This is a genomic window from Nioella sp. (assembly GCF_965215655.1).
Classification (GTDB): Bacteria; Pseudomonadota; Alphaproteobacteria; order Rhodobacterales; family Rhodobacteraceae; genus Nioella.
Window position 1 is genome coordinate 795,929 of sequence record NZ_OZ244111.1, and the last position, 18,687, is coordinate 814,615.

The following is an 18,687-nucleotide window of genomic DNA, read 5'->3' on the forward strand; positions in this document are numbered from 1 at the left end:
GGCCGTCGATATGCTGTTGCAGGTGATGGAAACCCGCGCAGCCAAGGTGCAGGCAGCGACCTTGCGGCAAGTGTCACCTCGGGCAACGGATCAGTTGCTTGAGGCCGAACTTCTGGTGGCGTCCGGGCATATCCCGGTCGTCACGGCGATGGACAACTTCGAAGATGAGCCCATCCCGGCGGAATGGTGCGCCGAGCGCAGGCAGTACGGGTACACCAACAGCGTGGGCCGGTGGGTCGCGGTCGATGCCGCTGAGATCGCTGCCCTGGCAGTCGATTATCAGAGGGTCTTCGCCAAGATGCTGGTCGGCTTCGAACGTGTTGCCCCCGAGCGCCCTGTCTCTCTGATCGATGGCATTGCATGGGACATCGGCAACATTCGGCTCGCTGGGGCCAAATCGCCGGTGCCAGTCTGGTTTGCCCGGCGGCTTTCAGATCCTGTGATCTGGGACAAGTTTTGTACGCTCGCTGACAATCGATCGCCAGACGCTGTGCGTGTCATCCTGACATCGACGTCTGGAGGGCGCATCCCAAAAATTGCGAACAAACGAAACATCGTCATCAGCGCGACTGATGTCGCAAGTGCTCCCGGCAAATTGGCAATCTCGCCGTCAGCCGTTGCTATGCGGGTGTTCCCTGGACAAGCGCAGCGTCGGTTTCCAATCGACCACTCGGACGATTACGGTGTCGTTTATGTTTATGAACAAGAGATCAAGTTTCGAGGCCTGCTTCATCGTGACTTTCTGGCCTTATTGTTCAATGCCTATTGGTCTGGGAGTCCCGTTTGTAGAACCATTCCCACGTTGATTGAGGCCGGTTTCTCGGAAAAGACCAACAGCCTTTCAAAGGCGTTTAGCGGTCGAACAGAATGGCAGACCTTTATTAAATATGATGAGGGCAACTGCTGGATCGAAGCGCCGCCCAGATAAGGCATTGAAAAGAATGGGAACGGCCGCTCGATTGAGCGGCCGTTTTGCTTTTCTTCGCCTCCTACCAATTCCCCTACCGTTCCCCTTCCGAAGCCCTACCACGCCCTCCGCCATGGTGATCCCGCAAGTGTTCGCGCAAATCCCAAGGAGGTTCACATGGCGATCAGGCACCTTTCCCAGATCGAGCTGGCGGCTCGCTGGAATATTTCGCACCGCACGCTGGAGCGCTGGCGGTGGACGGGCGAAGGCCCGAAATTCATCAAGCTCGGCGGCCGGGTGATCTACCGGCTTGAGGATGTCGAGGCCTTCGAAGCCGAACAGATCCGCGGCGCGGATCACGAACCCCATCGCCCGATGTCGGCGTGAGGGGGGGGACGACATGACAATTTCAAACCACATCACCCTGGCCGACATTCCCCACATGCCGGTGGGCGAGATTGCCGCGCTGCCTGCCGATCAGTTGGCGATGCTGAAAGACGCAGCCTATCAGCAACTGGCGCAAGCCAAGTCTCTCGCGGATTGGCTCGATGGCGCCATTTCCCTGAAATATGCGGACCGCGCTCAGACAACGCGCCATGGGGCAGGCAAGGATACGGGCACCATCCGGTTCGAGGATGACGGCGTCACCGTGATCGCCGAACTGCCCAAGCGTATCGACTGGGACCAGGCCAAGCTCGCCCAGATCGCTGTAAACATCGCGTCGGCTGGCGAAGATCCGTCCGAGTTCATCGACACGAAGCTGTCGGTCTCCGAGCGCAAATACGGTGCCCTGCCGGAAAGCTGGCGCAAGGGGTTCGAACCCGCCCGGACCGTCCGGACTGGCAAGCCCAAGTTCCGTTTCGTTTTGAACGGAGGTGCGTCGTGACGGCATTTCTTCCCATCCCCCAGAGCGATCCGAGCCTTCCCGGCTTGATTGATCGTGCCGCGACCATGCTTTCGAATGCGAAGACCTCGGCGGAAGTTCTCGAAGCCCGTGAGGCCGCAGGGCTTGCCTACGATGTCGCAAAGCGTGCTGCGCGCCTCAGCCGGGCCAAGTCCGCGCATGATGATCTGATTGCGGCGGCCCATCGCGCTCAGGCTGATGCGTTGGAAATCGAAGCCGCTGCCAAACGCCGCCTCGCCGACGAATATGACATGGCACAGGCCCAAGGTGAGGTCGGCAAGAGCGGGGTGCGAACGGACCTCGTTTCGCAGGGGAACGAGGTTGTTCCTTCCGCAGCGGACATCGGCCTTTCGCGCAAAGCCATTCACGATGCGCGCCTGATCCGCGACGCGGAAGAGGCTGAACCGGGCATCGTACGCCGCACCCTCGACGAGAAACTCGAGCGTGGTGAGGAACCGAACCGGGCGGCACTGCGCAAGATGGTGGTCGATGCCGCCATGCGGGGAATGCGCCCTGAGCGCAAACCCAGTCGCCGGAACCCGCTCTATGTCCCGCCGACACCCCAACAGGCCGCCTGGCAGCATGTCACCGGCACGTTCCGAGCCTTCGCCGAATGGGCTTCGGACGACACGCTCGCCTTGGCCCGCGAGGGCATGACCGAGGCTCAGGGCAGCCAGTTTCACCATCTCGACGTCGCCGCCATCGCGGCCGGGTCGGAAGCTTTCACCAAAATCAAGGAGTGGTTCGATGCTTGACAGTCAGTCAGCAGCCTTTGCCGAGCGCGTCTGGGAGGTGGCCTCCCAGCTTGGCAACAATGCCCCGAAAATAGCCGATGACATCATGGGCGAAGCCTTCCCGTTGACCTGTTCGCAGGCACAGGCGGAAGGCGCGATGCGCATGCTCCGCATCGGGATCATTTCCGAAGTTAAGCGCATCCTGCGTAATCGTGATGATGGGCTGGGTCAGGGGGATTTCGCCGATCGGTGCGACGCCTTTGCACCACTCGTCAGGGATCTGCGCTCGAAGTCCTATTTCGTCGAAAGCGCCGAGGAATATGTTGCGGTCCCCGAGCTGATCGCTGAACCCGATCTTCTCGACGATGCGCGGCGTTTCATGCGGCGCAAGGGACTTGAATGCCTCGCGGAAGCCGACCGGCTCGATGCGCTCTACGCGGCTGTCACCGGCGAAAAGTCGTCCGCCGCGGCGACGATTTCCACCCCTAAAACTGACATGGGAGAGTTCTGATGGCGATTTCCCTCGCATCTCTGCGCACCACATCGGCGCTGACGCCACCGCGCATTCTGATCCACGGCGTGGCTGGGGTCGGCAAATCCACATTTGCCGCTGCGGCCGACCGGCCTGTGTTCATCATGACCGAGGATGGTCTGGGCAAACTGCAGGTGCCGCACTTTCCGCTGGCGACGAGCTACGCAGAAGTGGCTGAAGCCCTCGATGCGCTTCTGAACGAGGACCACGATTTTGGCACGGTGGTCATCGACAGCATCGATTGGCTTGAGCCGCTGATCTGGGCTGAGACCTGCAAGCGCAGCAACTGGGTCTCGATCGAGGCGCCAGGGTTCGGCAAGGGCTACGCCGAAGCGCTGAATGTCTGGCGCGAATATCTGGACAAGCTGAATGCGCTTCGGGACCAGAAGGGCATGGTGGTCATCCAGATCGCCCATACCGACATCAAGCGTTTTGATAGCCCCGAGCACGAGCCCTACGATCGCTATGTGATCAAGCTGCAGACCCGCGCCTCGGCGCTTCTGCAGGAGCATTCAGACGTCGTGCTCTTCGCCAACTACCAGATCTCGGTCGCCAAGTCCGATGTCGGATTCAACAAAAAGGTGACCCGGGCGCTCGGGTCCGGTGCGCGCGTCATGCACACCGAAGAGCGCCCCGCCTTCCTCGCCAAAAACCGTTACGGCCTGCCGGACACCCTGCCGCTTGAGTGGTCAGAGTTCCTCGCAGCCATGCCCCAACCTGAATGATTGCCTTGAAAGGATAATACCATGGCACGTTTCGACACCTCTTTTGACGCGACCAGCGTCGAGCCCACCACCGCCTACGAGCTGTTGCCCGCCGGCAAATACCGCGCCCAGATTGTCGAGAGCGAGATGCGCGTCACCAAGAATGGCATGGGCCAGTTTCTGTGGCTGATGATCGACATTCTCGAGGGTGAGCAGAAGGGCCGGAAGATCTTCGATCAGCTGAACCTGGTGAACCCGAACCCGACCACGGTGGAAATCGCGCAGCGCACGCTTTCGGCGATCTGCCATGCCACGGGCCGGATGCATGTCAGCGACAGCGAGGAGCTGCACCTGATCCCGATGACGATCCAGGTAAAGATCAAGCCGCCGAAGAACGGTTACGGCGAGAGCAATGCGATTGCCTACCTGCCGGCCGAGCGTGGTTTGGCCCCGGCCGCCCGTCCGGCGAAGCCTGCGCCCGAACCGGCCAGCTCTTCGGTGCCGCCCAAAATGGCCTCCGCGCCCTGGAACAAGAAAGGCTGAGCCTTCGCGCTGCCCTGCGCCCTGACTGACGGGGCAGCGCGCAACCCCATCTGAGGATACTTCCATGATTGACATGACCAACGCGGCCCCTGTGGCTGCGACCAGCCCCGGCTTGCCTGAAGACCAGCGCCGGTTGATCGAACTCGACGATGCGATTGCCAAGATCCGCACCCAGATCGCAACGGCCGACCTTGCCCGCCAGCGTGGCCAGAAGCCCATCGACCCTGACTGGTTCCACCGGGCCCGCACGGCGCTCCGGCATCTCAGCCGCGAACGGGCGGAACTTCTGGCCCAAGGCACCGGCCGCCGTCGCCGCGAGAAGCTGAAGGACGCGCTGATCGGCGTTCTGCGCGAGCGCCATGACCCCGAGACTTGGGATGGCATTCTGGCCGAGGCGCAGGCCCGCACCGAACGGGAGGGTCTGTGATGGCAGAGCTTCCCGAAGCCCCCACACCGACGTTGACGGCGATCTATGCCGATTATGAGGCCCGGCAGGGTGATGGTTTCCGTGACCACCTTGGCGCCTCGATCATCGGCAAATCCTGCGCCCGCGCACTCTGGTATGATTTCCGTTGGGTCACGCCCACGCGCCATTCCGGCCGCCTGCTGCGCCTCTTTGAGACGGGTCAGCTGGAAGAGGACCGGCTCGTGCGCAACCTGCGTGCCACCGGGGCGACCGTGCTCGAGGTCGATCCCGAGACCGGCCGCCAGTTCCGGGTCGAGGACCATGGCGGCCATTTCGGCGGCTCGCTGGACGGCGTTGCCATCGGCATTCTCGAGGCCCCGAAGACCTGGCATGTGCTCGAGTTCAAGACCCATGGGGTCAAGAGCTTCACTGAGCTGGCCGCCAAAGGCGTGGTGCAGGCCAAGCCCCAGCATGCCGCGCAGATGCAGATCTACATGCACCTGACGGGGATCACCCGCGCACTGTATGTGGCAGTCTGCAAGGACACCGACGCACTGCATGTCGAGCGCATCGAAGCCGACAGCGCCATGGCCGAGCGCCTGCTGGAAAAGGCCGGGCGCATCATCTTTGCCCAGCATCCGCCCGCGCGGATCAGCGAGGACTCGGCCTGGTTCGAATGCCGGTTCTGTGATCACCATGCCGCCTGCCATGAGGGTGGTGGGGCGGCCGTAACATGCCGTTCCTGCCTGCATGCGACGCCCGTCGGAGCGCTTCCAGAAGAAGTGGATACCGGTTCTTCGTCCGGAAGCGCGACCAGCAAGAACTTCGGTGGTTGGCATTGCGCCCGCCACGACCGGATGCTGACGCCTTCCGAGCAGCGCGCAGCCTGCAACCGCCATCTTTTCATCCCCGATCTCGTCCCGGGCGAGGTCATCGATGCGGGCGACGATCTCGTCACCTACCGCATGGCCGATGGCACGACCTGGGCAAACGACGCCCGCAACAAGGAGGCCGCGCCATGCTGACCCTGCGCCCCTATCAACAGGCCGCGATCACATCGATCTACGGCTATTTCCAGAACCATAAAGGGAACCCGCTGGTGGTGATCCCGACCGCGGGCGGCAAGTCCCTTGTCATGGCCGCCTTCATCGAGGGCGTGCTGAAGGCATGGCCAGAGCAGCGCATCCTGATCGTTACCCATGTGCGCGAATTGATCGCCCAGAACTATGCCGAGATGACCGGCCTTTGGCCCGAGGCCCCGGCCGGCATCTATTCGGCGGGCTTGGGCAAGCGCGAGGCACATGCACGCATTCTCTTCGCAGGCATCCAGTCGATCCATCGCCGCGCGCAGGAGGTGGGCCACACGGATCTCGTGCTGATCGATGAGGCGCATCTCATCCCCGGCAATTCCAGCACGATCTATCGCCGCTTCCTTGATGCCCTTACCCGCATCAACCCCGCGCTCAAGGTCATCGGGCTAACCGCCACGCCGTTCCGGCTCGACAGCGGCATGCTGCACGAAGGCAAGGATGCGCTCTTCACGGATATCGCCTATGAGGCCCCGGTGCGGGATCTTATCGACGCTGGCTATCTGAGCCCGTTGGTCTCGAAACAGCCCGCCACCCGGTTGGATGTCTCGAAGGTCGGCACCCGCGCAGGCGATTTCATCCAGCGCGATCTGGCTGCTGCGGTCGATCAGGAGGCCATTACGCGGGCCGCCGTTACCGAAATCATCGCGCACGGTCGTGACAGAAAGTCCTGGCTGGCTTTCTGCTCGGGCGTCGAGCACGCGCGCCATGTGGCTGAGGAGTTCGCCCGCCAAGGCATCATCTGCAGCACCATTTTTGGGGACACGCCAAAGGACGAGCGGGACGCGATTATCGCCGCCTTCAAGCGCGGTGAAATCCGCGCGCTCGCCTCGATGGGCGTGCTGACCACCGGCTTCAATGCGCCGGGCGTCGATCTGATTGCGCTCCTGCGCCCCACCAAGTCCGCCGGTCTCTATGTGCAGATGGTCGGCCGTGGCACGCGCCTCGCTCCGGGCAAGGAAAACTGCCTGGTCCTCGATTTTGCCGGCAATGTCCGCCGCCACGGGCCGATTGATCTGGTGCGGCCGAAACGCCCAGGAGAAGGTGGTGGCGGTGAGGCCCCGACCAAGCTCTGCCCCGAGTGCGAGAGCATCATCGCGCTCTCGGCGGCGGAATGCCCGGACTGCGGTTATGTCTTCCCGCCCCGGGAGGTCAAAATCGCTCCCACAGCGGCCACGCTGCCGGTTTTGTCGCCAAAGCAACAATGGCTGCCCGTGCACGGCGTCTCTTACAGCCGCCACGACAAGCTGGGTGGGCAACCCTCGCTGAAGGTCACCTATAGCTGCGGGATCAAGTCCTACAGCGAATGGGTCTGCATCGAGCACCAGGGCTATGCGCGTCAGAAGGCTGCAGAATGGTGGCGCAAGCGCGCACCCGGCTGTCCGGTGCCGCTCAGCGTGGACGAGGCCATTTTGCAGGCCCAAGAGCTCACGCGCCCCAGTGCGATCTCGGTCCGCCCCGCGGGCCGCTATGTCGAAGTTTCCGGCTACAGGTTTGACCCATGCGCCAAAGTTCCCCCGGCCTCTGCGCCGTCTGCCACCGGCAACCTCGTGGGTTTGGCTGGTTCGACCGGAATTTCCGGGTCTCGGACCCGCGCCGCGATGCCAGCCGCAAGCACCTCTGCAGCCGGACCTGCCAAGATATCTGCCACAGGAGGAAGGGCATGATCGATCCCACCCCAAATGAGATGCAGGCGATGACTGTCGGCGGCCAGATGGGCGGCGAGTATCTCGAAAGTATCGGCAAGTCCGATCTCGCCACCCTTACTGAGACCGAGTGGGACCGCTTCATCGACGCGGTTGTCGCCGGATATTGCGACCACTTGCGCGAGCTGGCGGGCCAGGACCGCACGCGTCTCGACGCCATGACCCCCGAGGTGCCTTTCTGATGACCAACACATCCTTCATGGCGCGCTTCGGCGCGCGGCTTGTGACCAATGGCTATGCCATCCTGCCCATCGGCCCGGGCACGAAAAAGCCCGGCCGTTTCCAGCGTGGATCCTGGGCGGATTATCCGGAATGGAACCGCCATGCAGAACGCGGCACCACCGAGGTCGAGGTGGCCACTTGGGCAAGCTGGCCGGAGTGCGGTGTTGGTATTGTCGGCGGCACGGTTGCGGCGGTCGATATTGATATCAAGGACGACGCAGAGTTGGCGCTGAAAATTGAGCGCTTGGCACGTCAGCGCCTCGGCGACACACCCGCCCTGCGTATTGGTCGTGCGCCAAAGCGGATGCTGGTCTATCGCACGGCCACGCCATTCCGGGGCATCAAGCGCCATCCGCTGGAGGTGCTCTGCCTCGGGCAGCAGTTCGTGGCCTATGCCATCCATCCGGACACAAGTGCACCCTATACCTGGCCCGAGGAGGGCTTGGCGGACATCGACATCGCCGACTTGCCCGAAATCACAGCCGAGGCTGCTACCGCTTTCCTCGACGAGGCCTATGCTTTGCTGCCAGAATCCCTGCGGCAGCGCGGGCTGACGACCCAAGTAGCACCCGCCGAAATCGCGCGTACCCACAGCCAGATCGGTACTTTGCCCGCGATCGAGGCGGCGCTCGCTTGGCTGCCCAATGCCGAGTTGGACTACGACAGCTGGATGCGCGTCGGCATGGCCCTGAAAGGGGCACTCGGCGAGGCCGGGGCCGATCTCTTTGCGGATTGGTCCGCGCAGGCGGCCAAGGATGTGCCGGCCACCACGATGAAGGCCTGGGCCAGCTTCAAGCCCGACCGGATCGGGGCCGGCACGATCTACCATCTCGCGATGGAACGCGGCTGGCAGCCTGAGCCTGACCTTCGCCTGGACGGCAGTCTGACCAATGACGCGGATCATCCGGCGGCAGGACTTCTCGCGAGGCTGGATGTGACAACAGCTGCGCCATCGTCTTCCTCAACTACGCCTCCGTTCTCGCTGGCCTTGCCTGAGGGTCTGGTGGGTGATCTGACGGATTACATGTTGACTAGGCTCTGTTGCACAAATCGGTTGAAGGGCAGGCTTCCCCTTTCCCCGGACGGACTCATCCTACGGGCTCAGTGACGGGTATGCCAAGAGCGGTGTAGCGGTTGAGCACCGCGATCCGGATCTGGAGCTCAGCGACCTGCCGGTCGAAGTCTCTGGCCATCAGGCCTTGGCCAAGGAGTTTGACGCAGTGCATCTTCGTCTCTGCGCGGCTTCGTCGGTGATAGCCTGTCAGCTTTCGCCAGAGTGCCCGTCCGAGATATTTGCAGGCCCTCACGGCTTCGTTTCGCGCGATAGCACCCGCCGTAGTTGGCTTCCAGAGTTGCGCATTCTTGCGTGGTGGGATGACGGCAACGGCACCTCGAGCGGCAATCACATTGTGACATCTGCGCGTGTCATAGGCTCCGTCAGCGGTGACCGTGGCAATCTCTTGGTCGGGCGGGATCTGTGCCAGCAGGTCGGGTAACATAGGGGCGTCGCCGACGTTGCTTGTCGTGACACCGACTGCGCGGATCTCCAGTGTTTCCTCGTCCATACCAAGATGCAGCTTGCGCCAAAGGCGCTTCTTTGACCCGCCATGCTTGCGGGCATTCCACTCTCCCTCGCCCTCGGCTTTGATCCCGGTCGCATCGATCAGCAGGTGCAAAGGACCCGTTCCTCCGCGATAAGGGATGGCGACGCTCAGGGTCTTCTGGCGGCGAGACAGAGTGCTGAAGTCCGGCACTTTCCAGTCAAGGCCTGCCAACCGCAGCAGGCTTTCGACGAACCCGGTCGTCTGGCGAAGGGGCATGCCGAACAACACCTTTATCGTGAGACAAACCTGTATCGCCGCGTCGCTGAACTCGGGTTGCCGCCCGCGCTTGCCGGTGGGTGCCGCGTGCCAGGTCATATCGGGATCAAACCAGATCGATAGCGAACCGCGCTGCTTCAGCGCCGTGTTGTACGAAGGCCAGTTCCTGGTCTTGTACGTCATAAGGGACCAACTGCTCATGCTCGCCAGCTACCACGCTGGATTCACACAGGGAATCCCTCACCCCATTTGTGCAACAAAGCCGTTACACGGGTTCCTATTCGCCAGTTCAGCGTTTTGTCAGTGAGCTCAAGAAGTCATCGGGAACTGACGGAACTGATGCCTTTATCCCGCTCTATTTCGCGCCTGGCGATGCGCTTCAGTTCGACTGGAGCGAGGAATATGTCCTGTTAGGCGGTGTCCAGCACAAGGTTCACGTTGCCCATTTCCGCCTGTGCCACAGCCGCAAGCCTTTCGTCGTGGCCTATGTGAACGAGAAGCAGGAGATGGTGCTGGATGCCTTTGTGCGGGCGCTGGCGTTCTTCGGCGGCGTCCCGCGACGGGTGATCATCGACAACCCCAAAACCATGGTGACCTATGTCTCGCGCTCGAAGGATCGGATCTTTCACCCACGCTTTCTGGCCTTGATGAACCATTACATCATCGAACCTGTCGCCTGCACGCCAGCCTCGGGATGGGAGAAGGGTCAGGTCGAGAACCAGGTGCAGTTTCTGCGTGGCGAGCTCTTCACTCCCAGGCTGGCCTTTGACGATCTGGCAACACTGAATGCCTGGCTTCTGCTGCGCTGCGAGGAACTGGTTGAACGCCGCCATACTGATCAACAGCATCGCACAATTGCCGAAGTCTTTGAGGATGAGAAGGTTGATCTGCGCCCACTGGGTCGTCCTTTCGACGGCTATGTCGAAAAAACTCTGCGGGTCAGATCCACCTGCCTCGTGCAGTATGACAGCAATCGCTACAGCGTGCCGTGCAAACATGCGGGGCATCACGTCTCGTTGCGCGCTTATGCTAATCGCCTTGTCATGATCGCAAACGACGAAATTATCGCTGAACATAAGCGGCGCTTTACACGCAATATCAGTTACTTCGAGCCCTGGCACTATGTGCCGCTGCTCGATCGCAAGCCCGGTGCGCTGCGTGATGGCGCGCCTTTTATCGGTTGGGAATTGCCCAAATCGATGGAGCAGATCAAGGATCATTACATGCGCAAGAAAGGTGGCGACCGCGAGTTTGTCGATCTGCTGCTGCTGGCACTCGAACATGGCATCGACGTGGTCGAGATGGCCTGTGATCTGGCTGTCGAACAGCGTACCCTGCGCTTGCCGGCGATCATCAATCTGGTAAATCAACTTTTGGAGCCTACAATCGCGCCACTGGCGGAGACACATTCCTATCCACAGCTGACCCTGCGCCCAGAGGCCGATTGCAAGAGATATGAAGCGCTCTGTGTGGCAAGGAGGGTCGCAGCATGAACGCCCTCCTCGACCAACTCGTTGCCCTCAGGCTTCATGGGATGGCAGCTTGCGCTCAGGATTTGCTCGCCGCGCGCATGCCACCCAGCCTGACAACAGCGCTGAAGGCCTTGATCGAAGCAGAGACCGAAGAGCGGCGGGTCCGGTCCATCCAGTATCAGATGCGCATCGCGAAATTCCCCCACCACAAGGACTTCGCCACATTCGATTATGGCGCTGCGACCGTCACCAAAGGGCAGATCGACCCGTTTTGCTCAGGCCAGTTCACTGATGACGCGCACAACATCATCCTGGTCGGCGGAACTGGCACCGGCAAGACACACATATCCATCGCGCTTGGGACCAATCTAGTCAATCGGGGTCAGCGGGTTCGCTTCTATAATGCTGTCGATCTGATCAATGCCCTCATTGCAGAGCAGGCCGAGGGAAACACCGGGAAGATCATCAGGCAATTGACCGCCCTGGATTGCGTCATCATCGACGAACTCGGCTATATCCCATTCCCAAAATCTGGCGGGTCGCTGCTGTTTCATCTGATCAGCAAGCTGTATGAGACGACCAGCGTCATCATCACCACAAACCTCGAGTTCGGCGAATGGGTGTCGGTGTTCGGCGATGCAAAAATGACCACCGCCCTGCTGGATCGGGTTACCCACCACTGCAGCATCATCGAGACCGGCAACACATCTTACCGTTTTGCCCAAAGCAAATCTCGAACAAGATCCTGAACCAGAAAAAGCAAAGCCCACAGACGAGCCTGCTATATGGGGGCCGCTCGCCTGTGGGCTTTGCTACCCCCCCAGGTGGGTCATTTGTAAATGATCACGATGGGTCAGTTTTGAATGCAGATTGACAAGGTGCCGGTCGAACCGATGGAGCCTGCGGCATAACCCTCCGACGTCGCCTGCCGCCGCAGGTCGACCTTGTCGGGCGTGACACCTGCCATTTCGGCAATGAGACCCGTCAAGCCGGTCAGAAGTCCCTGTCCCATTTCCGCGACCGCGAGCGACACGATCGCTCTGCCGTCGCGGGTCAGAGTGACATGCGCCGTGGCCGGAAACTGCCGTCCAAGGTCGATGGCCGAGGCCATGCCGTAGCCCGTCAGGCGACCGTCGGGACGGGTCGTGCCGCCCGCCGGCCTGTTGTCGTGCCAGCCGATGGCGGTGGCGCCGGTCTCATAGGCGTCGCGGAGCGCCTTCGACTCCCACGGCTTGCCGCTTACAGGATGGATGTCCGCGTGATTGCGGAGCCGGATCTCGAGCGGATCCATGCCCAGCTTCGCGGCCAGCCGGTCCATACCCAGTTCCAGCGCGAAGATCGCATAGGCGACGCCTGGCCCCCGCATCCAGCCGGCACCCGGCAGGTCGAGGCCGGCCACACGCGTGGTCAGTCGGTGCGTGTCATGGGCATAAAGCTGCATCGGCATTTCACCGACAGGCTCGACGAAGGCCGCCGCTCCCTTCGCGATATTGGGTTCGAGAACGATAGCGGCCAGCCGCCCGTCAGCGTGTGCGCCGAGGCGGAGGCGTTGGCGCACCTCCGAGCGGTGTGACATCAATGAGAATGTGTCGCGCCGCGTGTGAACGAACTTGACCGGCGCGCCGGCCACTTTTGCCGCCAGAGGCGCCAGCAGGAGCGCCTGATAGGAGATGTTGCGACCGAAGGCCCCGCCGGAGAAGTGGTTCACAAGCCGGACCTTGCCGTCGGGCCGTGCCTTGCGCAGCACGCGGTTCAGGAGACCCGGCAGTCCTTCCGCCCATCCCAAGCCGAAGGCCTGCCCGATCATCATGCTGTCGATGTGGTGCCATTGCACGGCGGCGTGGACCGTCAGGCCTCCATCCTCATCCCAGCGGGCGATAACGGCACCGGGTTCGATGGGGTTCTGGTGATGCGCGGCATTGTGCACCGCTTCGTCGATGGTCACTGCGGCGGATGCCAGCGCAGCATCGACATCGCCCTTGCGGCTGCGGCCGGGTCCGATGCCCGCGCGCTTCACGGCCTTCAGGCGGCCCGCAGCGTCAGACAGGCGCACGACCGGCGGTGCATCCCTGTCGATCTCGACCGTGACGGCTGCCACGCCCTGCCGCGCTGCGCCCAGCGTTTCTGCCACGACAAGAGCCACGACCTGGCCGGCATAGTCGATCCTTGGCGATTGCAGCGGCAATCTGACCCCGGGCTCCGACATGCTGAGCGAGACGACCTTGCGCAGGCGGGGCGCGTTCAGATGGCTGACGACGGCCCGCACGCCGGGCACGGCCAGCGCAGCTTCGGCCCCGATCCTCTGGATCACACCACGTCCCACGGGCGCGGCAACGGCCATCGCGATCAGCGGGGTAAAGCCGAGTGCATCGGCGCGCAGGTCGTCGACGAAGGGCGCGCGGCCCGTTACCTTGTCGGCGCCTTCGATCCGGTGCCCTCTCATCGGCCGGTCTCGGCGAAGGCGAGAAGCGGCATCGCATCTCGCGCGAGGGCCTCGACCCTCAGTGCCACGCCACCCGAAAGCCACGCATCCCTGTCGAGGTCTTCGCGCAGGATCAGGGATTTCAGTTTCAGCTCTTCCGCATGCGGATGTTCGGCATGCTCCGCATATCCTTTCGGCATCGCTGTCAGACTGTCGGTGCGCTCGAAATGGCGTCCGGCCCGTGCCAGCGCGGCCTTCACCTCCGCGAAGCCCTTTGCGTCGGCGATCATGGTATCCCGGATCGGGCCAAGCTGTGCAGGCGTCAGGTTGTAAAGGCCCGCCGCTGCAAATCCGCCCTGCGCGTCGAGGTGGAGATAGACGATACCGCCCAGTTCCTTTTTCGTCCCCGAAGGCGTCAAGAGCCCAGACAGATTGGTCTTGTAGGGCCGCTTGTCATCGCTGAAGCGTACATCGCGGTTCATGCGGAACACGGTCGCCTTTCCGCCCGATAGAGGACGCGAGGCATCGGTCAGGCGGGCGCTCAGCGTCTCGAGTAGATGGACGAACGGCCTTTCGAGCTCGGTGGCGAACGTCTTCTTGTTGGCGTTGAACCACTCGCGGTCGTTGTTCGCGGCGAGGTTCTCCAGAAAGGCAAAGGCGTCCGGCGCGACGGTGACGGGGATTGTTGTGCTGCTCATGTGGGACGGTCCTCGATTGGAGACGATGTATAGGTTTTCTCTGCGATGAGTGCGGCAGAGGCGAAACGGCCGAAGATGACGGTCCTGCGGAACGGATCGGTGGATGCGTCGAGCCAGGCAATCGCGTTTGGCTTTTCCACGAGGCCGCGCAATTGCGCTGGATGGGCCGTTGCTCTGCTATCGAGGCTCGACGGCGTCTCGCCGATCCCGAAACCCGGATTGGTCGAAGGTGTCATCTGCTCATGCCCCTGCTGATCATCGATCATTCCGCTGCCAGCCCAATCCGTTGCGGAGTCGGCGCTTCGTCCTGTTCGGGCCCTGACGAGGCGGCGGCGCTCCGCCGCTCGGCCCGGCGTTCGCGCCCGAGATAGGTGTGGTAGAGCGCGGGCACGCCGATCAGCGTCAGGATGGACGCGAAGCCAAGGCCCGCCATGATCGTGACTGCCATCGACGCGAAGAACGCGTCTGTCAGAAGCGGCGCCATCCCGAGGATCGTCGTGACGGCGGCGAGCAGGACAGGCCGCAGGCGGCTGATCGAGGCCGCGACGATGGCATCCGACTGCGACAGCCCTTCCTCGGTCTTTTGGGCGTCGATCTCCTCCACCAGCACGATCGCGTTCTTGATCAGCATGCCCGACAGGCTCAGCAGGCCGAGAAGCGCGGTGAAGCTGAAGGGAAGGCCGGTCCAAAGCAGGCCGAGCCCGACGCCTGCCACCGCCATCGGCACGACCGTCCAGATGACGAAGGTCTGGCGGAGCTTGCCGAAGAGCAGGAGCGTGATGAGGAACATCGACCCGAAGGCGAGCGGCATCTGGCGCCCGAGGCTCGACTGCGCGGTCGAGGCGCTCTCGAACTCGCCGCCCCATTCCATGCGGTAGCCGGGCGGCAGGGCCATCGCCTCGATGGCTGCGCGCACCTCGCCGAAGGCTTGCGGTGGCAGGACGTCCGGCACCGTAAAGGCCTGCACGCTGATCGTGGGCACGCGGTTGCGCCGCTGCACGAGCGTGTCGCGAGCGATCACGTCGAAGCCGTCGACGACCTGGCTGAGGCTGACGAAGCGCCCCGTTGCGGGCGCATAGACGAGTTGGTCGAAGATCTCCGCGCCCGCGGCCTGCTCCTCCCGCGGCGTGCGGACGACGATGGGGATCAGGCGGTCGGCCTCGCGCAGCATACCAGCCTGCACCCCGTCTGTTGCCAGCGCGATGGCCTGCGCCACGTCGGCCCGCGCGATCCCGAGCGCCTGAGCGCGGTCGTCTGCGAAGATCGGTCGCGTTACGAGCTCGCGCTCGCGCCAGTCGGTGCGCTCGACCGCCAGAAGATCGGTTTCGGCCTCGAAGATCGCACGGGCTTCGGCGGCCAGCGCGCGCAGGGTGTCCGGGTCCGGGCCGCTCAGCCGCACCTCGACATCCGCCCCGACGGGAGGGCCGTAGATGATCTGCTGCACGCGGGTCTCGGCCCAGGGCAGCGTGATGCGGGCGTGCCCGGCCAGCGCGTCGCGCAAGGCCGGGATCTGGCCGGCATCCCCCACCCGGATCACGATCTGCCCGTAGGCGGGGTTGGGGTCTTCGGGCGTGTAGGTCAGAAGAAACCGCGTCATCGGCCCGCCGATTGTGGTCGTGACGGCGGTGACCTCGTCGCGCGCCAGGAGCCAGTCCTCGAGTGCTGCGAGATCCTCGGACGACGCCGCGATCGACGTGCCCTGCGCCGCCATGTAGTTGAGATAGACAAGCGGCGTCGTCGCCGGAGGGAAGAACTGCTGCTTGACGAGGCCCATGGCGTTGCCACCCGCCATGAACGCGACGACAAGGCCGAGTATCACCAGGAAACGGAACCGCAGCGCCAAGTGCACGACGCGGCCATAGGCGCGGAAGAACGCCGTGTCATAGGGATCGGCCGCCTCCGCGTCGGGTTCGGTGAGAAAGAAGTAGCTCGCCAGAAGCGGCGTGACCGTGACCGCCAGAAGCCAGGACAGCATGAGCGAGATCGCGATCACGGCGAAGAGCGTGAACAGGAACTCGCCCGAACTGTCGGGGCTGAGCCCGATCCCGGCGAAGGCGAGAATGCCGATGATGGTGGCGCCCAGAAGCGGCAGTTGGGTGCGGCGCGCGACCTCGGCCGCGGCATCGGCGGCCTTCCGGCCCCGCCGCATTTGTACCTGCATGCCTTCGGCCACGACGATGGCGTTGTCGACCAGCATCCCCATCGCGATAATGAGTGCGCCAAGGCTGATGCGTTCAACCTTGATGTCGAAGAGGTTCATGAAGAAGAAGGTGAAGCTGACCGTCAGGAACAGCGAGCCGCCCACGACGATCGCGGCGCGCCATCCCATGAAGAGCGCGAGAACCGCGATCACGACCCCCACCGACATGGCGAGGTTGATCACGAAGGCCTCGTTCGCCTCGGCGACCACGCGGTGCTGTTCGTAGACGGGGGCGATAGTCACGCCGGCCGGCAGGAGCGGCGCGATCTCGGCCAGCCGTGCCTCGACTGCGGCGCCCACCGTCACGATGTTCGCCGAGGTCAGGCCGGCGATCCCGAGTGTGAAGGCCTCGGCCCCATTGTGGCGGATGATCTGGGAGGGGTCGTCGATGCGCCCGCGGCTCACCGAGGCGAGGTCGAGCAGGTTGAGGAGCTCGCCGCCGAAACCGAAGCGCAGCGCGCCGACCTCCGAGACGCTGTCATCCGAGGCGGGACCCTCGATACGCAGATCCGTCTGGTCGAGGCTGACCGCACCCGTCGGCGTGATGCCGTCGATGCTGGCGACGGCGCCAATGAGCGCCTCGGGCGGGATGCCGAACTCGGTTAGCGTGGCGCTGGAGGGTTCGATGTAGATCGCCTCTTCCGGCAAGCCGCGCAATTCGGCATTCGCGACGCCCGGCACGGTAAGCACCTCGCGGCGCAGGAAGGTGGCGATGTCCCGGATGTCGGCGTCTGGGTAGCCCGGCGCCGAGACGGCGTAGACCAGGCCGTAGACGTCGCCGAAGCTGTCGTTGACGGTGGGAGGCAAAGCGCCCGGCGGCAGGTTGGGTATCGCATCGGCCACGCGGTCGCGCAGGTCGTCCCAGATCTGCGGCAGCTCAGTGCCGTCGAACGTGTCGCGGACCTCGACTTCGATCACCGAGACGCCGGGCCTATTGGACGAGGTGATCGTGGCGACCTCATCCATCTGCTGCAGCTCGGCCTCGAGCACCTCGGAGACCTCGGCCGCGACTTCCCCGGCTGTCGCGCCTGGGTAGGGCGTGATCACCAGCGCGGATTTGAGCGTGAAGACCGGGTCCTCGAGCTTGCCGACGCTCAGGTATCCGGCGACACCGCCGAACAGGCAGAACAGGATCAGGAGCCAGGTGTAGAGGGGACGCTCTATGGCGGTGCGGGCGATCTCCATGGTGCCTACTCCGCGCCGCGGACAAGACCGGCGTAGCGCGCCAGCGGGCTGCCATCCGGCACGGCATGGGCGCCGATGGCGACGATCTCGGTCTCTTCAGGCAGGCCTTCGATGATGAGTGTGGTGCCCGTGGGGGACACGACCTCGACGCCGATATGTTGAGCGTAGAGGTCTCCACCCCGAGCCTCCACCGCGACGACATAAGCGCCTCCGTCCGGCGCAGTCGCAATGGCGGTGGCGGGCACGGCCGGGCGCGGGTCCGGGCGGGGCACCGCCGCGCGGACGATGACGGTCTGCCCCGGCAGAAAGCGTGGGAGCCGGTCGTCTGATGCTGCGAGAGACATCGTGTAGCTTTGGCCGACCGGTCCGGTCTCGGCCCGCAGCTCGCGGAAGGTGAGCGGGTAGACCTCCCCTCCCGGCAGGACCGCGACAAAGTCGATCTGGCCCGGATCTGGAAGCTGGCCCAAGAGACGCTCGGGCAGCTCGATCTCGACACGAAACTCGGACATGTCATGCAGCCGCACGACCGGCTGCCCCGGTTCGACGATCGTCCCGTTCGAAGAGATCCGGTCAGCGATCAGTCCGTCGAAGGGCGCCACAATCCGCGCATCGTCGAGCGCGGCGTGGGCATCCCGCAGGTTCAGCGCGGCGAGATCGCGTGCCGTCTCTGCCATTTCGGCGTTGACGGAGGAAGCCACGTTGCGCACGGCGAGTTGCCGCGCTCGGTCGAGATCGCGCTCGGCCTGTGCAAGGGTGACTTCTGCGCGGGCGACGGCCCGTTCGAACGGGTCGATATCAAGCGCGGCAATCAGGGTGCCGGCCAAGACCGGCGCGCCTTCCACCGCGTCGAGGAACGACAACCTGCCGCCCACCTCGAAGGCCAGATCCAAGGTATCCCGCGCACGGACGCGTCCGAAGAACTGGCGCGTCACCGTCGCTTCCGGTTCGGATACCACCAGCGTTCGCACGAAGACTGGCTGCGATCCTTGACCTTGTTGCGCCGCCACGAGAGTAGGCGACAGCAAGAAGACGGTGGAAGCCATCGCAGCAGTGAAAGTGCATTGAAGTTTCATGCCGAAAACCTAACTATAGAATGCGCAGCCCAACCGACCGCTCGGTTGGGAGTTAGAGGGAGGTCGCAAAG

General features: G+C 63.4%; 20 protein-coding genes. 14 read left to right on the forward strand and 6 right to left on the reverse strand.

Annotated elements, in window-relative coordinates; genetic code table 11:
- The first annotated feature begins 10 nt into the window (after window positions 1–10).
- The 12 genes from ACOOEX_RS04090 (at window position 11) to ACOOEX_RS04145 (ending at window position 8,854) form a co-directional block, all read left to right on the forward strand.
- Window positions 11–928, forward strand: coding sequence for a hypothetical protein (locus ACOOEX_RS04090; protein WP_420397242.1), 918 nt, complete (start codon window positions 11–13; stop codon window positions 926–928).
- 156 nt (window positions 929–1,084) lie between these two features.
- Window positions 1,085–1,294: a helix-turn-helix transcriptional regulator gene (locus ACOOEX_RS04095; RefSeq protein WP_173507329.1), complete on the forward strand. Its 210-nt coding sequence runs from the start codon at window positions 1,085–1,087 to the stop codon at window positions 1,292–1,294.
- Between the two features lie 13 nt (window positions 1,295–1,307).
- Window positions 1,308–1,793, forward strand: a complete 486-nt coding sequence (locus ACOOEX_RS04100) for a hypothetical protein (protein WP_420397243.1) — start codon at window positions 1,308–1,310, stop codon at window positions 1,791–1,793.
- Window positions 1,790–2,566, forward strand: coding sequence for a hypothetical protein (locus ACOOEX_RS04105; RefSeq protein WP_420397244.1), 777 nt, complete (start codon window positions 1,790–1,792; stop codon window positions 2,564–2,566). Before ACOOEX_RS04100 ends, ACOOEX_RS04105 begins: the two co-directional genes overlap by 4 nt.
- Window positions 2,559–3,056: a hypothetical protein gene (locus ACOOEX_RS04110; protein ID WP_420397245.1), complete on the forward strand. Its 498-nt coding sequence runs from the start codon at window positions 2,559–2,561 to the stop codon at window positions 3,054–3,056. The genes ACOOEX_RS04105 and ACOOEX_RS04110 overlap by 8 nt, the downstream gene beginning before the upstream one ends.
- Entirely contained in the window at window positions 3,056–3,802 is a 747-nt protein-coding gene (locus tag ACOOEX_RS04115; protein ID WP_275813896.1) for an ATP-binding protein, read from the forward strand. Before ACOOEX_RS04110 ends, ACOOEX_RS04115 begins: the two co-directional genes overlap by 1 nt.
- Window positions 3,803–3,823: 21 nt before the next feature.
- Complete coding sequence (locus ACOOEX_RS04120) at window positions 3,824–4,324, forward strand: DUF669 domain-containing protein (RefSeq protein ID WP_420397246.1); 501 nt, start codon at window positions 3,824–3,826, stop codon at window positions 4,322–4,324.
- 64 nt (window positions 4,325–4,388) lie between these two features.
- On the forward strand, window positions 4,389–4,751 hold the full coding sequence (locus ACOOEX_RS04125; RefSeq protein WP_420397247.1) for a hypothetical protein: 363 nt from the start codon (window positions 4,389–4,391) through the stop codon (window positions 4,749–4,751).
- Window positions 4,751–5,755 (forward strand): hypothetical protein, encoded by a 1,005-nt coding sequence (locus ACOOEX_RS04130; protein WP_420397248.1) that lies wholly within the window; start codon window positions 4,751–4,753, stop codon window positions 5,753–5,755. The genes ACOOEX_RS04125 and ACOOEX_RS04130 overlap by 1 nt, the downstream gene beginning before the upstream one ends.
- The gene (locus ACOOEX_RS04135) at window positions 5,749–7,485 is read left to right on the forward strand and encodes a DEAD/DEAH box helicase (RefSeq protein ID WP_420397249.1); all 1,737 of its coding nucleotides are present in this window, start codon (window positions 5,749–5,751) and stop codon (window positions 7,483–7,485) included. The genes ACOOEX_RS04130 and ACOOEX_RS04135 overlap by 7 nt, the downstream gene beginning before the upstream one ends.
- Window positions 7,482–7,706, forward strand: coding sequence for a DUF6511 domain-containing protein (locus tag ACOOEX_RS04140; protein WP_420397250.1), 225 nt, complete (start codon window positions 7,482–7,484; stop codon window positions 7,704–7,706). Before ACOOEX_RS04135 ends, ACOOEX_RS04140 begins: the two co-directional genes overlap by 4 nt.
- Window positions 7,706–8,854, forward strand: a complete 1,149-nt coding sequence (locus ACOOEX_RS04145; RefSeq protein ID WP_420397251.1) for a PriCT-2 domain-containing protein — start codon at window positions 7,706–7,708, stop codon at window positions 8,852–8,854. The genes ACOOEX_RS04140 and ACOOEX_RS04145 overlap by 1 nt, the downstream gene beginning before the upstream one ends.
- On the opposite strand, the gene ACOOEX_RS04150 is transcribed toward ACOOEX_RS04145, so the two are convergent.
- Window positions 8,835–9,767, reverse strand: a complete 933-nt coding sequence (locus ACOOEX_RS04150; protein WP_420394792.1) for an IS5 family transposase — start codon at window positions 9,765–9,767, stop codon at window positions 8,835–8,837. The genes ACOOEX_RS04145 and ACOOEX_RS04150 overlap by 20 nt on opposite strands.
- A gap of 50 nt (window positions 9,768–9,817) precedes the next feature.
- Between ACOOEX_RS04150 and istA the strand changes: the two genes are divergently transcribed.
- Window positions 9,818–11,059: an IS21 family transposase gene (istA, locus tag ACOOEX_RS04155; RefSeq protein WP_420397252.1), complete on the forward strand. Its 1,242-nt coding sequence runs from the start codon at window positions 9,818–9,820 to the stop codon at window positions 11,057–11,059.
- The gene (gene istB / locus ACOOEX_RS04160) at window positions 11,056–11,787 is read left to right on the forward strand and encodes an IS21-like element helper ATPase IstB (RefSeq protein WP_420397253.1); all 732 of its coding nucleotides are present in this window, start codon (window positions 11,056–11,058) and stop codon (window positions 11,785–11,787) included. The genes istA and istB overlap by 4 nt, the downstream gene beginning before the upstream one ends.
- A 104-nt stretch (window positions 11,788–11,891) precedes the next feature.
- Here istB and ACOOEX_RS04165 read toward each other — a convergent pair whose 3' ends face one another.
- The 5 genes from ACOOEX_RS04165 to ACOOEX_RS04185 are packed head-to-tail and all read right to left on the reverse strand — an operon-like array spanning window position 11,892 to window position 18,511.
- Window positions 11,892–13,481 carry a xanthine dehydrogenase family protein molybdopterin-binding subunit gene (locus ACOOEX_RS04165; RefSeq protein ID WP_420397254.1) on the reverse strand — a complete coding sequence of 530 codons (1,590 nt, stop codon included), beginning with the start codon at window positions 13,479–13,481 and terminating at the stop codon, window positions 11,892–11,894.
- Window positions 13,478–14,158: a DUF2461 domain-containing protein gene (locus ACOOEX_RS04170; protein ID WP_420397255.1), complete on the reverse strand. Its 681-nt coding sequence runs from the start codon at window positions 14,156–14,158 to the stop codon at window positions 13,478–13,480. The genes ACOOEX_RS04165 and ACOOEX_RS04170 overlap by 4 nt, the downstream gene beginning before the upstream one ends.
- Window positions 14,155–14,424 (reverse strand): hypothetical protein, encoded by a 270-nt coding sequence (locus ACOOEX_RS04175; RefSeq protein WP_420397256.1) that lies wholly within the window; start codon window positions 14,422–14,424, stop codon window positions 14,155–14,157. Before ACOOEX_RS04175 ends, ACOOEX_RS04170 begins: the two co-directional genes overlap by 4 nt.
- A complete protein-coding gene (locus ACOOEX_RS04180) occupies window positions 14,421–17,543 on the reverse strand; it encodes an efflux RND transporter permease subunit (RefSeq protein ID WP_420397257.1) in 3,123 nt (1,040 codons plus the stop codon). The genes ACOOEX_RS04175 and ACOOEX_RS04180 overlap by 4 nt, the downstream gene beginning before the upstream one ends.
- A gap of 5 nt (window positions 17,544–17,548) precedes the next feature.
- Window positions 17,549–18,511 carry an efflux RND transporter periplasmic adaptor subunit gene (locus ACOOEX_RS04185; RefSeq protein WP_420397258.1) on the reverse strand — a complete coding sequence of 321 codons (963 nt, stop codon included), beginning with the start codon at window positions 18,509–18,511 and terminating at the stop codon, window positions 17,549–17,551.
- Window positions 18,512–18,687: the final 176 nt, after the last annotated feature.

Excerpts from the sequence above, each read along its gene's own strand:
- ACOOEX_RS04165 (WP_420397254.1), bottom strand. The coding sequence starts at position 13,481 with ATGAGAGGGCACCGGATCGAAGGCGCCGACAAGGTAACGGGCCGCGCG.
- ACOOEX_RS04130 (WP_420397248.1), top strand. The coding sequence starts at position 4,751 with ATGGCAGAGCTTCCCGAAGCCCCCACACCGACGTTGACGGCGATCTAT.
- ACOOEX_RS04115 (WP_275813896.1), top strand. The coding sequence starts at position 3,056 with ATGGCGATTTCCCTCGCATCTCTGCGCACCACATCGGCGCTGACGCCA.
- ACOOEX_RS04180 (WP_420397257.1), bottom strand. The coding sequence starts at position 17,543 with ATGGAGATCGCCCGCACCGCCATAGAGCGTCCCCTCTACACCTGGCTC.
- ACOOEX_RS04090 (WP_420397242.1), top strand. The coding sequence starts at position 11 with ATGCTGTTGCAGGTGATGGAAACCCGCGCAGCCAAGGTGCAGGCAGCG.
- ACOOEX_RS04100 (WP_420397243.1), top strand. The coding sequence starts at position 1,308 with ATGACAATTTCAAACCACATCACCCTGGCCGACATTCCCCACATGCCG.
- ACOOEX_RS04095 (WP_173507329.1), top strand. The coding sequence starts at position 1,085 with ATGGCGATCAGGCACCTTTCCCAGATCGAGCTGGCGGCTCGCTGGAAT.
- ACOOEX_RS04170 (WP_420397255.1), bottom strand. The coding sequence starts at position 14,158 with ATGAGCAGCACAACAATCCCCGTCACCGTCGCGCCGGACGCCTTTGCC.
- ACOOEX_RS04145 (WP_420397251.1), top strand. The coding sequence starts at position 7,706 with ATGACCAACACATCCTTCATGGCGCGCTTCGGCGCGCGGCTTGTGACC.
- ACOOEX_RS04120 (WP_420397246.1), top strand. The coding sequence starts at position 3,824 with ATGGCACGTTTCGACACCTCTTTTGACGCGACCAGCGTCGAGCCCACC.
- ACOOEX_RS04140 (WP_420397250.1), top strand. The coding sequence starts at position 7,482 with ATGATCGATCCCACCCCAAATGAGATGCAGGCGATGACTGTCGGCGGC.
- ACOOEX_RS04125 (WP_420397247.1), top strand. The coding sequence starts at position 4,389 with ATGATTGACATGACCAACGCGGCCCCTGTGGCTGCGACCAGCCCCGGC.
- ACOOEX_RS04175 (WP_420397256.1), bottom strand. The coding sequence starts at position 14,424 with ATGATCGATGATCAGCAGGGGCATGAGCAGATGACACCTTCGACCAAT.
- istB (WP_420397253.1), top strand. The coding sequence starts at position 11,056 with ATGAACGCCCTCCTCGACCAACTCGTTGCCCTCAGGCTTCATGGGATG.
- ACOOEX_RS04150 (WP_420394792.1), bottom strand. The coding sequence starts at position 9,767 with ATGAGCAGTTGGTCCCTTATGACGTACAAGACCAGGAACTGGCCTTCG.
- ACOOEX_RS04135 (WP_420397249.1), top strand. The coding sequence starts at position 5,749 with ATGCTGACCCTGCGCCCCTATCAACAGGCCGCGATCACATCGATCTAC.
- ACOOEX_RS04110 (WP_420397245.1), top strand. The coding sequence starts at position 2,559 with ATGCTTGACAGTCAGTCAGCAGCCTTTGCCGAGCGCGTCTGGGAGGTG.